This window comes from Pseudomonas sp. W2I6 (assembly GCF_030815935.1).
In the GTDB taxonomy this organism is placed as follows: Bacteria; Pseudomonadota; Gammaproteobacteria; order Pseudomonadales; family Pseudomonadaceae; genus Aquipseudomonas.
Genome location: NZ_JAUSXJ010000001.1, coordinates 4,015,101 through 4,030,784, shown reverse-complemented (window position 1 = coordinate 4,030,784; position 15,684 = coordinate 4,015,101). Strand labels below are relative to the sequence as shown.

The window sequence follows — 15,684 nt, the reverse complement described above, 5'->3', positions numbered from 1 at the left end:
GCCTGCAACTAAATGTAGTTGCAATTGATGGGTTGCGTCAATGATAGGACAGCCGCGCCGAGCCTCTCGGTGTTTGATGTAACCCTTGATGACACCGTGGTCTGCGCCCCCAATCCCCCGCTAATTTTTCCCTTCCGGATTCGTTTTATAGGGACGACGTGCCTTTGTGCTTCCTGCCTATTGCCCCGGATCCCAAGAAATGAACGCTGAAGACTCCTTGAAACTTGCTCGCCGGTTTATCGGGTTGCCCCTGGAAAAACGCCAGATGTTCCTCCAGGCGCTACACAAGGAAGGGGTGGATTTTTCCCGGTTTCCGATCCCGGCAGGGGTGGAGGCCGAGGACCGGCAGGCGCTGTCCTATGCGCAGCAGCGGATGTGGTTTCTGTGGCAACTGGATCCGGCCAGTGGCGCCTATAACCTGCCCGGCGCGGTACGGCTCAAGGGCGCCTTGAGCCTGCCGGCGATCGAGCAGGCGTTCGCCAGCCTGGTGGCCCGCCATGAGACGTTGCGCACGGTGTTCCAGCGCCAGGCGGATGATCGTCTGTTGCAAGTGGCCGCACAGTCGCCGCTGGTTGTCGAACAGTTGGACTTCAGCGCCCTGGCACCCGCCGAGCGTGAGCAGGCGGTGATGCAGGCCGCTACCCGTCAGTCGCTGTTGCCCTTCGACCTGGCCAACGGCCCGCTGCTGCGGGTGCAATTGCTCAAGCTGGCCGAGCAGGAACACGTGCTGCTGCTGACCTTGCACCACATCGTGTCCGACGGCTGGTCGATGAACGTGTTGATCGACGAGTTCATTCGCTGCTACGACGCCCATGAGCGCAACGAGCCGCCGCAACTGCCGGCCTTGCCGATCCAGTACAGCGACTACGCCCTGTGGCAGCGCCGCTGGCTGGAGGCCGGCGAGCAGGCTCGTCAGCTGGAATACTGGCAGGCACGCCTGGGAGATGAGCACCCGGTACTGGAGTTGCCCATCGACCATCCGCGCCCGGCGATGCCCAGCTACCAGGGCACCCGGCATAACTTTGCGATTGATCCGGCGCTGGCTGCGCAGTTGCGCAGTTGCGCGCAAAAACACAATGTGACCTTGTTCATGTTGCTGCTCGGCGCGTTCAACGTGCTGCTGCATCGCTACACCGGGCAGGGCGACATTCGGGTTGGCGTGCCGATTGCCAACCGCAACCGCAGCGAAGTCGAAGGGCTGATCGGTTTCTTCGTCAATACCCAGGTGTTGCGCACCGAACTGACCGGGCAAACCCGCGTCGACGAGTTGCTGCAAGGCATCAAGGAACACGCACTGGGCGCCCAGGCCCATCAGGAATTGCCGTTCGAACGCCTGGTAGAAGCCTTGAAAGTCGAGCGCAGCCTGAGCCACACACCGCTGTTCCAGGTGATGTACAACCATCAGCCGCAAGTGGCGGACATCGCCGCGGTCAACACCGCCTCCGGGCTTGAACTGTCCCTGGTGCAATGGCAAGGCCGTACCACCCAGTTTGACCTGAGCCTGGACACCTACGAGAAGTCCGGCACCCTGCACGCCGCGCTGACCTATGCCAATGACCTGTTCGACGCCGCCACCATCGAGCGCATGGCCCGGCACTGGCTCAGCCTGTTGCAGGCGATGGTCGCCGATGGCAGCCAGCGCATCGGTGAATTGCCGATGCTCGCCGCCGCAGAGCAGCACGTGCTGGTGCATGACTGGAACCAGACGGCCGAGGCGTACCCGACCGAACGTGGCATCCACCACCTGATCGAAGGCCAGGTACAACGCACTCCGCATGCCGTTGCCCTGGTGTTCGGCGCGACGCAGTTGACCTACGCGCAGCTCGACGCGCGCGCCAACCAGTTGGCCCATGCCCTGCGCGAGCAGGGTGTTGGCCCGGACGTACTGGTGGGGATCTGCATCGAGCGCTCCATCGAAATGGTGGTCGGCCTGCTGGCGATTCTCAAGGCCGGCGGCGCCTACGTCCCGCTGGACCCTGAATACCCCCGCGAACGCCTGGCTTACATGATCGAAGACAGCGGCATCGGGCTGCTGCTCAGCCAGCAGAGCCTGCTGTCGACCTTGCCGGTCGACGGCATCAACGTCATCGCACTCGACCAGGCACAAGGCTGGCTCGACGATTACGGCCGCGAGCCTCTGGCCGTCAACGTGCACGCGCTGAACCTCGCCTATGTGATCTACACCTCCGGCTCCACCGGCAAGCCCAAGGGCGCAGGCAACAGCCATCGTGCGTTGGTCAACCGCCTGTGCTGGATGCAGCAGGCTTATGGCCTGGATGCCAGCGACGCAGTGTTGCAGAAAACCCCGTTCAGCTTTGACGTGTCGGTGTGGGAGTTCTTCTGGCCATTGATGAGCGGCGCACGGCTGGTAGTCGCAGCACCCGGCGAGCATCGCGAGCCGGCTCGCCTGATCGAGACCATTGGCGAGCACGCTATCACCACGCTGCACTTCGTACCGTCGATGCTGCAGGCATTTATCCACGAGCCGGGCGTGCAGGCCTGCGCCAGCCTCAAGCGCATCGTATGCAGTGGCGAGGCGCTGGCGCTGGATGCGCAGTTGCAGGTGTTCGCCAAGCTTCCGGGCGCCGGGTTGTACAACCTCTACGGCCCGACGGAAGCGGCCATCGACGTCACCCATTGGACCTGCATCGACGAAGGTGCCGACAGCGTGCCCATCGGCCGCCCCATTGCCAATCTGGGAACCTACATCCTCGACGCGCAACTCAACCCTGTGCCGGCAGGCGTCAGCGGTGAGCTTTACCTCGGTGGCACCGGGCTGGCCCGCAGTTACCACCGCCGCGCGGCGCTCACCGCCGAGCGTTTTGTGCCGTGCCCGTTCAATGACGGTGCGCGGCTGTACCGGACCGGCGACCGGGTGCGCCAGCGCGCCGACGGTGTGATCGAATACCTCGGCCGCCTCGATCATCAGGTCAAGCTGCGCGGCCTGCGTATCGAGCTGGGTGAAATCGAGACCCGCCTGATGCAACACCCGCTGGTGCGCGAGGCCGTGGTGCTGGTGCAGGGGGGCAAACAGTTGGTTGCTTACCTGGTGCTGGAGGGAGGCGAGCCTGCCACGCCGTGGCAACCGGAGCTCAAGGCGTGGCTGTTGAACAGCCTGCCGGAATACATGGTGCCCACCCACCTGATGCCGCTGGTGAAATTGCCGGTGACCGCCAACGGCAAGCTCGACCGCAAGGCCTTGCCGTTGCCGGAAGCTGCGCCGCAGCAGGCGTTTGTGGCGCCGGAAAATGACCTGCAAAAAGCCTTGGCGGCGATCTGGAGTGATGTGCTGGCCATTGAGCAGGTCGGCCTGGAAGACAACTTTTTTGAGCTTGGCGGTGATTCGATCATCTCGATCCAGGTGGTCAGCCGTGCGCGCCAGGCGGGGATTCGCCTCAGCCCCCGCGACCTGTTCCAGTACCAGAGTGTGCGCAGCCTGGCGTTGGTGGCGAGCTTTGACCAGGCCAGCACGATCGACCAGGGCCCGGTCAGCGGCGAGGTGATCCTGACTCCGGTGCAGCAGGGCTTTTTCGAACAGGCGATCCCGGCACGTCAGCACTGGAACCAATCGTTGTTGCTCACGCCGCGCGAGCCGCTGGTGGCCGAAGCACTGGACGTCGCACTGACCCGGCTGATCAACCACCACGATGCCTTGCGCCTGCGTTTTGTGAAGGGCGCCGATGGCTGGCAACAAGCCCACACGGCCCCCGTCAGCGAGTCAGGCCTATGGCAGGCAAGTGCCGCCACCGACAGCGAATTGGCCGCATTGTGCGAGGAGGCCCAGCGCAGTCTCGACCTGCAGCAGGGCCCGCTGCTGCGTGCCGTGCTGGTAGACATGGCCGACGCAAGCCAGCGCCTGTTGCTGGTGCTGCACCACTTGGTGGTGGACGGTGTGTCCTGGCGCATCCTGCTGGAGGACCTGCAGCAGGCTTACCGCGCGCCTGCGCAGTTGCCGGGCAAGACCAGCGCCTATCAGGCTTGGGCGCAGCACTTGCAGGCCCACGCGCGAACGCTGAATGGGCAACTGCCGTATTGGCAGGCACAGTCGGGCACGGCCGATTTACCCTGCGACAACCCACAGGGCGGGTTGCAAAATCGCCTGGGGGAAAAGATCGAAACCCGCCTCAACCCCGAGCTGACCCGCCAGTTGCTGCAACACGCGCCGGCGGCGTATCGCACCCAGGTCAACGACCTGCTGCTGACAGCCCTGGCACGGGTGGTCAGCCGCTGGAGCGGGCAGGACGCAGCGTTGATCCAGCTCGAAGGCCATGGCCGTGAAGACCTGTTTGAAGCGCTGGACCTGACCCGCACCGTGGGCTGGTTCACCAGCCTGTTCCCGGTGCGCTTGCAGGCGCAAGGCGAGCTGCCGGCGGCGATCAAGTCGGTCAAGGAACAACTGCGCGCAGTGCCGGACAAGGGCCTGGGCTACGGATTGCTTCGCTATCTGGGCGAGCCTGAGGCGCGTGAAGCGCTGGCCGGGTTGCCGGGGCCGCGTATTACGTTCAACTACCTGGGGCAGTTCGACCGTCAGTTCAATGACTCGGCGCTGTTCGTGCCGGCCAGCGAAAGCAGTGGCCAGGCCCAGGACGGCGAGGCACCGCTGGCCAACTGGCTGACCCTGGAGGGCCAGGTGTATGGCGGTGAGCTCGCGTTGCAATGGGGCTTCAGCCGCGAGATGTTCCAGGCCGCTACCGTCCAGCGCCTGGCCGACGATTATGCCGTCGAGTTGGCAGCATTGATCGAGCATTGCTGCGCTACCCAGGCGGGGCACGTCACGCCGTCCGATTTCCCGCTGACCCACCTGACCCAGCAGCAACTCGACGCGCTGCCGGTAGCAGGGCCGGCCATCGACGATATCTACCCGTTGTCGCCGATGCAGCAGGGGATGTTATTCCACACCCTTTACGAGCCCCAGGCACAGGCCTATATCAACCAACTGCGCCTGGACATCGAAGGCCTCGATTTGCTGGCTTTCGGCCGTGCGTGGCAGTCTGCGCTGGATCGGCATGACATCCTGCGCAGCAGTTTCCATTGGCTGGGACTCGACAGTGCCCATCAAGTGATCCATCGCCAGGTCGACCTGCAGTTGCAGGTGATCGAGGCGGTCGACGCCGACCTTGACGCCCTGGCCGACGCCGAGCGCGAGCGCGGTTTTGATTTGAGCGTCGCACCGCTGTTCCGTCTGACGCTGGTGCGTGGTGCCGGCAGCGGCTGGCATTTGATCTACACCAGTCATCACATCCTGATGGATGGCTGGAGCAACGCACAGCTGCTCGGCGAAGTCATCAGCCATTACGCCGGTCAGGCGCTGCCAGCGCCCCTGGGGCAATTTCGCGACTACCTGGGCTGGTTGCAGCAGCAATCGTCAGCGGCGGACGAGGCCTTCTGGCGCGCCAGCCTGGCCCCGGTGCAAGCCCCGACGTTGTTGGCCGAGGCCCTTCGCCCACCGGTGGACGGCGCAGGCATGGCCGACCATCAGGCGGTTCTCGACAGCACGTTGACCACCACCCTGAGCGAGTTCGCCCGTCAGCAAAAAATCACCCTCAACACCCTGCTCCAGGGAGCCTGGAGTGTGCTGCTGCAACGCTACACCGGCCAGCCGTGCGTCGTGTTCGGTGCCACGGTCGCCGGGCGTTCCGCGCCGCTGCCAGGTATCGAGCAACAGCTGGGGCTGTTTATCAATACCTTGCCGATGATCAGCACACCCGCCCCGGCGCAACAGGCCGCCGCCTGGCTGGGCGAGTTGCAAGCCTTGAACCTTGGCCTGCGTGATCACGAACATGTGCCGCTGTACGACATTCAGGGGTGGGCCGGCCAGCAGGGCGCGGCGCTCTTCGACACGTTGCTGGTGTTCGAAAACTTCCCCGTCGCCGAAGCGCTCAAGCAGGGCGCGCCCGCTGGCTTGTCGTTTGGCCAGTTGCACAACCACGAGCGCACTAACTACCCGTTGACCCTGGGTATCGAGCTGGGCAGCAGCCTGCGCCTGGAGTTCAGCTATGACCGGGCGCGTTTCAGCGAGGCCCAGGTCGCCCAGCTGAGCGCCAACCTGCAACACCTGTTGGTGCAACTGGCGGCAGACCCTGGCGCCAGCCTTGGCAGCCTGCAATTGCTCGATGAGCCTGGCCGTCGCGCCATGCTTGGCCTGAGTCAATCCCGGGCGGCAAGCACCCGTCATCACGGGTTGGTCCACGAGCGCATCGCCGCCCAGGCCCAGGCCACTCCGGCTGCGCTGGCGGTACTGGCGGGCAGTCAACGCTTGAGCTACGGCGAGCTCAATGAGCGGGCCAACCGCCTGGCTCATCGCTTGCTGGAGCACGGCGTTGGCCCCGGCCGGCGCGTCGGCCTGGCTGCGCGACGGGGCCCGCAGTTGATCGTCAGCCTGCTGGCGGTGCTGAAAAGCGGCGCGGCCTATGTCCCGCTGGACCCCAAATACCCCAACGAACGCCTGGCCTACATGTTGGCGGACAGCCGCCTGGATCTGTTGCTCTGCGAAACCGGCCTGCTGGCAGATTTACCGTTGCCCGCATCGTTGACCCGCGTGGACTTCACCGCGTCGGGTGAAGAACTGGCAGCTTACGCCTGCGGCAACCCGCCAAGCCATGCCGTCGCCGCCGACCTGGCGTATGTGATCTACACCTCCGGCTCCACCGGGCAACCGAAGGGTGTGGCGATCGATCACGCCGCCCTCGGCCAATTCTGCGAGAGTGCCGAAGACTACAGCGTGCTGTCCTGCACGGACCGGGTGCTGCAATTCGCGACATTCAGCTTTGATGGTTTCGTCGAGCAATGCTACCCGCCGCTGTGCGTCGGTGCTGCGCTGGTCATGCGCGGTGACGAACTGTGGGATGCGGGGCAACTGGCTCGGGAAATCGTAGAGCAGGGCGTAACCCTGGCCGACTTGCCGGCAGCCTATTGGTACCTGTTAGCCAAGGAGTGTGCCGTCGATGGCCGTTCGCTGGGCAACTTGCGCCAGGTCCACGTAGGCGGTGAGGCGATGTCGGTTGAAGGCCTGCGAGCCTGGCATGACGCCGGGCTGGGCAAGGTGCGCCTGCTCAACACCTACGGCCCCACTGAGGCGACCGTGGTGTCCAGTGTGCACGACTGCCAGTTGGCGGATGCCAGCGATGCGTTCGGCATCCCGATTGGCCGGGCCATCGCGGGTCGTGCGCTGTATGTGCTCGACAGCGCCTTTGAGCTGCTGCCCGTCGGCGGTGTCGGTGAGCTGTACATCGGCGCTCCGGCCGGCCTGGCCCAGGGCTATTTTGACCGTCCCGCGTTGACGGCTGAACGCTTCCTGCCGGACCCGTTTGCCGGTGTGCCGGGTGCGCGCCTGTACCGCAGTGGCGACCTGGCCCGCTACAACCAACATCATGCCCTGGAGTACGTGGGGCGGATCGACCATCAGGTGAAGATCCGCGGTTTGCGCATCGAAATGGGCGAAATCGAAGCGTGCCTGCAAGCCCTGCCGCAGGTGCACGAAGCCGCGGTGATCGCCTACGAAGGACCCACAGGCGCGCAGTTGGTGGGGTATGTGGTAGCCGCCCAAGGCGTAGCCACCGAGTCTGCTGACCTAGCCGCCATCCTGGCTCAATCACTGCCCGACTACATGGTGCCGGGCCATTGGGTGTGGCTGGACGCGCTGCCGTTGAACAACAACGGCAAGCTCGACCGCCGCGCATTACCTGCGCCGGACCTGAGTCAGCCTCGGCAGGCCTACGAGGCGCCTCACAGCCCGTTGCAGATCCAGTTGGCGGCGATCTGGCAGGCGGTGTTGCAGGTAGAGCGCGTCGGCCTTAATGATCATTTCTTCGAGCGTGGTGGCCATTCGTTGCTGGCGACCCAGGTTATTTCCCGGGTGCGGCATGCGCTCAAGCTTGAAGTGCCGTTGAAAGCGTTGTTCGAGCATCCGACACTGCTGGCTTTCGCCGCCGCGTGCGCGGGTTTGCAGGTGCAGGAAAGCCTGCCCATGCTGGCCCTGGAACGCGGCCGGCCGATGGCGCTGTCATCGGCCCAGGAGCGCCAGTGGTTCCTCTGGCAACTGGACCCCGACAGCGCGGCCTACCACGTGCCCACCGCGCTGCATCTGCGTGGCAGCCTGAATGTGGCGGCACTGGAGCAAGCGTTCCAGGCGCTGGTGCAGCGTCATGAAGCCTTGCGCACCACCTTCGTCGAAGAAGGCGACCAGACCTGGCAGGTGATCCAGCCACGGCGGGCCCAGGTGGTTGAACAGCAAGCCGTGGATGTCCACGGGATTGCTGCAACCGTTGAGCACGAAATCCAGCGTCCGTTCGACTTGCTCAACGGCCCGCTGATGCGCGTCAAGTTGCTGAGGGTGCAGCCTGACCATCACGTCCTGATCATTACCCAGCACCACATCATTTCCGATGGCTGGTCGATGCAAATCATTGTCGACGAGTTGATCCAGTTCTACCGCGCGTTCTGCGCGGGCACCGAGACCGCCTTGCAAGAGCTGGCGCTGCAGTACGCCGACTATGCCGTCTGGCAGCGCCAGTGGATGGCCGAGGGCGAAAGCGCCCGGCAACTGGCGTACTGGCGTGAGAAATTGGGCGGTGAGCAACCGGTGCTGGAGCTGCCCTTCGACTTCCCGCGTCCGGCCGAACAGAGCTTGCGTGGTGCACGCCTGGACTTCAATTTGCCAGCGGAACTGGCGTCTGGCTTGCAGGTCCTGGCGCAACGCGAACAGGTGACGTTGTTCGTGCTGTTGCTGGCTTCATTCCAGATGCTGTTGCACCGCTACAGCGGGCAAGGCGACATCCGTGTCGGCGTGCCGGTAGCCAACCGTAATCGCATGGAAACCGAAGGCCTGGTGGGCTTCTTCGTCAACACCCAGGTGCTGCGCGCCGAGTTTGACAGCCAGGCTTCGTTCAGCGATCTGCTGCAACAGGTTCGTCAGTCGGTGCTCGACGCCCAGACTTACCAGGACTTGCCGTTCGAGCAGTTGGTGGATGCTCTGCAACCCCGGCGCAGCCTTAGCCACAGCCCGCTGTTCCAGGTGCTGTTCAATCACCAGAACCGTGAGACTGGCGCGGCGCAGTTGCCAGGATTGTCGATCGAGGGCGTGGCCTGGGACAGCGGCACGTCCCAGTTCGACCTGAGCCTGGACACCGGCGAAGTGGCCGGCGGCCTGGCGGCGTCCCTGACGTACGCCACCGATCTATTCCAGCGCAGCACCATTGAACAACTGGCGCACCACTGGCAGAACCTGCTGCACGCTATCGTCAGCCAGCCTGGGCAGGCTGTCGCGCAGTTTGCGCTGCTGGACGCCGATGAGCGCCAAACGATCCTGCGGGACTGGAACAGCCTCGAACTGAGTGGCACTTTCGAGGGGGGCTTGCATGAGCTGATCGAGGCTCAGGCCCGGAAGGCACCTGACCAGTTGGCGATGATCTTTGGCGCCGAATGCCTCGACTATCGCCAGCTTAACGCACGTGCCAATCGCCTGGCCCGCCGCCTGCGTGAGCGCGGCGTAGGGCCGGAAGTGCGGGTGGGTGTGCTGCTGCCTCGCTCGGTGGAAATGGTTGTGGCGTTGCTCGCGACGCTCAAGGCCGGCGGCACCTATGTGCCCCTGGACCCCAACTATCCGGCCGACCGATTGGCCTACATGCTGGAAGACAGTCAGGCCCGGTTGTTGCTGACGGATGCCCAAGGCATGGGGGGCGGCCTGGAGGTGCTGCAGGTGCCCTCTGAAAGCGTTGACCCGCAACACCCCGATTGTGCCGACCTGCCAGCCCTGGCGAGCGCTGATAATCTCGCCTATGTGATCTACACCTCGGGTTCGACCGGCAAGCCCAAGGGTGTTGCCATCAGCCATCGCAATGCCGTTTCACTGATTCAGTGGGCCCAGGGTGTCTACCGTCGCGAGGACTTGCAGGGGGTATTGGCTTCAACCTCGATCTGCTTCGACCTGTCGGTGTGGGAGCTTTTTGTCACCCTGGCCAGTGGCGGCTTCTTCATCCTGGCTGAAAATGCCCTGGCGCTGGCGGATTTGCCGGCGCGGCACCGGGTTACCTTGATCAACACCGTGCCCTCGGCGATTGCTGCGTTGCACCAGGCCGGGCAGATTCCCGACAGCGTGCGCATCATCAACCTCGCCGGTGAGCCACTGAAGCAGTCGCTCGTGGATGGGCTTTACCAGCAGGCCACGCTGAAGCATGTGTATGACCTGTACGGGCCCTCCGAAGACACCACGTATTCGACTTACGTACGCCGCACAGCGGGTGGCCGGGCGAGCATTGGCCGACCGCTGGCCGGTACCGACAGCTATGTGCTGGACGCACAGTTGGAGCCGGTGCCGGTCGGTGTGGTCGGTGAGTTGTACCTTGCCGGCGCCGGGATCGCCCGGGGCTACCTGCTGCGCCCGGACCTGACGGCGGAGCGCTTTGTGCCGGACCCGTTCGGCGATCGCGCAGCTCGGCTGTACCGCACCGGTGACCTGGTACGCTATCTGGCCGATGGCGAAATCCAGTACGTGGGACGCATCGATCATCAGACCAAAGTGCGTGGGTTTCGCATCGAGCTGGGCGAAATCGAGAAGCGCCTGCTGCAACATGTCGCTGTCCACGAAGCCGTGGTGGTGGCCCATGAAGCGCAGAGCGGCACTCGTCTGATTGCCTATCTGGTGTTGGAGCCTGGGGCGCAGTCCGGTGTGCAAGACGATGTGCGTGTCTGGCTCAAGCAGACGCTTCCGGACTACATGGTGCCGGCCCAGATGGTCATCCTTGATCAACTGCCGTTGACACCCAATGGCAAGCTCGACCGCAAGGCCTTGCCGGTGCCGGAGCTACAAGGTTCCCATGCGCTGCATGTAGCGCCGCACAGCGAGCTGGAACGCCGTATTGCGGCGATCTGGCAGGACGTGCTCAAGGTGCCGCAGATTGGCGTCAGCGATAACTTCTTCGAGCTGGGCGGCGACTCGATCATCTCGATCCAGGTGGTCAGCCGTGCGCGCCAGGCCGGGATTCGTTTTACCCCCAAAGAACTGTTCCAGCACCAGACCGTACAAGGCCTGGCCTCGGTGGCGCAGTTGGGCGAGGGCGCACTGCTGATCGATCAGGGCCCGGTGACCGGCGACAGCGTGTTGCTGCCGATCCATCAGGCATTTTTCGATACGGCGATTCCCGAGCGGCACCACTGGAACCAGTCGGTACTGCTCAAGACCACGCAGCCGTTGAACCCTGAACATCTGGAACAAGCCCTGCACGCCTTGCTGGTGCAGCACGATGCCTTGCGCGTGAGCTTCGTCCGGCAGGCCGATGGCTGGCGAGCGACTTACCAGCCGGTCAGCGAGCAACCTTTGCTGTGGCAACGCAGCATCGTCGACGCTTCGGCGCTGGAGCAACTGGGCGACGAAGCACAGCGCAGCCTGGACCTGGGCAATGGCCCACTGCTGCGCGCGGTGCTGGCGACCCTGGCCGACGGCAGTCAGCGGCTGCTGCTGGTGATCCATCACCTGGCGGTGGATGGCGTTTCGTGGCGCATCCTGTTCGAAGACCTGCAAACCGCCTACGAGCAACTGCAGCAGGGGCGTGTCGTGGCACTGCCGGCCAAGACTTCGTCGGTCAAGGCCTGGGGCGAGCGGCTGCTGCGTCACGCCAGCAGCGAGCAGATGCATCAAGAGCTGGATTACTGGCAGCAAGCGTTGCAGGGCGTACCTGCAGCACTGCCGTGCGATAACCCTCACGGTAAACAATTGAATCGTGACGCGCAGGTGGTGCACACGCATCTGGACAAAACGCTGACTCGACAGCTGTTGCAGCACGCTCCGGCGGCGTACCGGACTCAGGTCAACGACCTGCTGTTGACGGCGTTGGCGCGGGTCATCAGCCGTTGGGCGCAGACGCCTTCGGTGCTGGTGCAGTTGGAGGGGCACGGCCGCGAGGAGTTGTTCGACGACCTGGACCTGACCCGCAGCGTGGGGTGGTTCACCAGCGTATTCCCGGCGAAGCTCACCCCGGCGGCCGATATCGCGGGTTCCATCAAGCAGATCAAGGAGCAACTGCGGGCGATCCCTGAAAAGGGCCTGGGTTTTGGCCTGCTGCGTTACTTGGGGGATGCCCACGCGCAATCGGTGCTTGAAGCGTTGCCGACACCGCGTATTACCTTCAATTACCTTGGTCAATTCGATAGCAGTTTCCAGGCGCAGGACGCGTTGTTCATGCCAGGCCGCGAGCCTGCCGGGGCCGAGCAAAGTCCTGAAGCGCCACTGGGCAACTGGCTGGAAATCAACGGCCAGGTGTACGACGGCGAGCTGGACTTGAGCTGGACCTTCAGCCCGCCCATGTTCGATGCGCAAGCCCTCAAGGCCCTGGCCGATGACTATGCCGGTGAGTTGCAAGCGCTGATCGAACATTGCTGCCTGCCGTCCACCCAGGGTGTGACCCCTTCGGACTTCGCCCTGGTGCAGTTGACCCAACAGCAACTGGAAGGGTTGCCTGTACCCGCAGGGGATATCGAGGACATCTTCCCGTTGTCGGCCATGCAGCAAGGCATGTTGTTCCACAGCCTTTACCAGCAGGACGCCAGTGATTACATCAACCAGATGCGCCTGGATATCGATGGTCTGGACACAGCGCGTTTCCGCGACGCCTGGCAAGCGGCGGTGGATGCCCATGACAGCCTGCGCAGCGGTTTTATCTGGCAGGGGGAGTTGGACCATCCGCTGCAGATCATTCGCAGGCAGGCGCCGCTGAGTTTTGTCGAGCACGACTGGCGTACTCGTCCCGAGCTGGCGGCGGCGCTGGACGCTGCTGCCGCTGCCGAGCAGGCGCAGGGTTTCGATCTGGGCGAGGCGCCGTTGCTGCGCTTGACCCTGATTCGTACGGGCGAGCAGCGTCATCATCTGATTTACACCCACCACCACATCCTGATGGACGGCTGGAGTAACTCGCAGTTGCTGGGTGAGGTGCTGCAACGCTACAGCGGTCAACATGCGATGGCGCCGGTCGGCCGTTATCGTGACTATATGGCGTGGCTGGCATCCCAGGATACGGCACGCAGTGAGCTGTTCTGGAAGGCTCAGTTACGCCCTCTGAGCGAGCCCACCCGGCTGATCCAGGCGTTCGGCGCCACGCCTGTGCCGGTGCAATCAGAGCCTGCCTACGGTGACTACCAGCAACTGTTCGACGCCGCCCGTACCCATCGCCTGAACGAGTTCGCCCGTCAGCACAAGGTCACGCTCAATACCGTGCTTCAGGCCGCCTGGCTGGTGTTGTTGCAACGCTACACCGGACAGCAGACCGTATGTTTCGGTGCCACGGTCTCGGGGCGCCCGGCCGAAATTCGCGATATCGAGCAGCAGGTCGGGCTGTTCATCAATACCTTGCCAGTGATCGCCGAGGTTCGTGCCGAGCAGCCGATGGGTGAGTGGTTGCAGGTGTTGCAGCAACAAAACCTGATGCTGCGGGAGCACGAGTACACCCCGTTATTCGAGATCCAGCGCTGGGCCAGCAGTGCCGCCGATTCGCTGTTCGACAGCCTGCTGGTATTCGAGAACTACCCGGCTTCCGAAGCGTTGCGCCAGGCGGCGGTGCCCGAGCTGAGCTTCGGCCCTGTCGACAGCCAGGAGCGGACCAACTACCCGTTGACCCTGGCGGTGGCGACCGGCGAGACCCTGGCGATTCACTACAGCTACCTGCGCGCGTCTCTGGCCGCCGAGCATGTACGCCAGATCAGCCTGCACCTGGAACAACTGCTGGAACACATGCTGGCATTGGTTCCGGGTGCCGCAGTCGGCGAGTTGCAACTGGTGACGGCCATCGAGCGCCAGCAATTGGTGGATGGCTGGAACTGCCGTGATACGCGCTTCAGTACCACCACTTCGATCCATCAGTTGATCCAGGCCCAGGCCCTGCGTGCACCGGATGCCGTGGCCTTGATGTTTGCCGAGGAGCAACTGACCTATGGGCAACTGGATCGGCGTGCCAACCGCCTGGCCCACAAACTGATCGATCAGGGTGCCGGGCCGGACGTTCTGGTGGGCATCGCCCAGGAACGTGGGCTGGGCATGGTGGTTGGGCTCCTGGCGATTCTCAAGGCGGGCGCGGCCTATGTGCCGCTCGACCCGGAATACCCGCGTGAACGCCTGGCCTACCTGATGCAGGACAGTGGCATCGGACTGCTGCTCACCGATTCGCGCCTGGCTGAGCGCCTGCCGACGCCCGTCGGGATCACGCGCCTGGAGCTGGACCGGCTGGCGCTGGACGCAATGCCCGACAGCCCACCGGTGGTCGACCTGCACGGGCAAAACCTGGCCTATGTGATTTACACCTCGGGCTCCACCGGCCAGCCCAAGGGCGTGACGGTTGCCCATGACGCCCTGGCCATGCATTGCCTGGCTATCGGCGAGCGCTATGCCATGAGCGAGCAGGACTGCGAGCTGCATTTCATGTCCTTCGCGTTCGACGGTGCCCATGAACGCTGGCTGACCACCTTGAGCCACGGTGGCCGCCTGTTGATTCGCGACTCCAGCCTCTGGACGCCGGAGCAGACGTACCAGGCCATGCACCGTCACGGTGTGACCGTCGCGGCATTCCCGCCGGTGTATTTGCAGCAATTGGCCGACTACGCCGACCAGCATGGCAACCCTCCGGCCGTGCGCATCTACTGCTTTGGCGGTGATGCGGTGCCCCAGGCGTCGTTCGAGCTGGTCAAGCGTGCGCTCAAGCCGCAGCACATCATCAACGGCTATGGCCCGACCGAAACCGTGGTTACGCCGCTGATCTGGAAGGCTGCGGCAGACCAGATGTGCGGCGCCGCCTATGCGCCGATCGGCAGCCGTATCGGTGACCGCAGTGCCTATGTACTGGATGCCGGCGGCGAGTTGCTGCCTCAGGGCCTGGCCGGTGAGTTGTACCTGGGCGGGGAAGGGGTGGCGCGTGGTTACCTTAACCGTGCGGCGCTGACGGCCGAGCGCTTTGTACCGGATCCGTTCGCTGGCTCCGGTGGCCGTCTGTATCGCAGCGGCGACCTGGTTCGCCAGCGGGCCGACGGGGTGATCGACTACCTGAGCCGGATCGACCACCAGGTAAAAATCCGTGGTTTCCGTATCGAGTTGGGGGAGATCGAGGCTCGGTTGCAGGAGCAACCGCAGGTGCAGGAAGCCGTGGTGCTGGCGCAAGAGGGCGTGAACGGGGCGCAACTGGTGGGCTATGTGGTGACTGCCGTCACTGCAGCAGACGAGGAGGTATCGGGCGCGCGGACTAAATTGCGTGAGCGGCTCAACGTTCGTCTTAAAGAGATTCTGCCGGGCTACATGGTTCCTACCTATCTGGTGTTCCTCGAAGAGTTGCCCCTGACCCCCAATGGAAAGCTGGATCGCCGTGCACTGCCGGTGCCCGACGCCAGCTTCATGCAGCGCATTTATGCCGCCCCGCAAGGCACCGTGGAGCAAACCCTGGCCGCTGTCTGGGCGGACGTCCTGGGCGTGCAGCAAGTGGGCAGGGAGGACAACTTCTTCGAGTTGGGTGGGCATTCATTACTGGCGACGCAAGCGACTGCGATGGCGCAGATGCAATTGGGAGCCAACGTCGCGCTGGACCTGATCTTCAAGGCAAGCACTTTGCGTGACTACGCAAGTGCTGTTGATGGCTGCTTGAACAGCAACCTTGAGCAGGACCTGAGCGATATGCATGACTTCCTCACCGAGCTGGAGACAAATTGAGATGG

The 15,684-nt window shown here is 63.9% G+C and carries 1 protein-coding gene; it reads left to right on the top strand.

What is annotated here, in order from left to right; translation table 11 throughout:
• Positions 1-199: 199 nt before the first annotated feature.
• A complete protein-coding gene (locus QF039_RS18435) occupies positions 200-15,679 on the top strand; it encodes a non-ribosomal peptide synthetase (RefSeq protein ID WP_307519944.1) in 15,480 nt (5,159 codons plus the stop codon).
• Positions 15,680-15,684: the final 5 nt, after the last annotated feature.

What these genes read in the sequence shown, in the direction of transcription:
- QF039_RS18435 (WP_307519944.1), top strand. Translation starts at nt 200, where the DNA reads ATGAACGCTGAAGACTCCTTGAAACTTGCTCGCCGGTTTATCGGGTTG.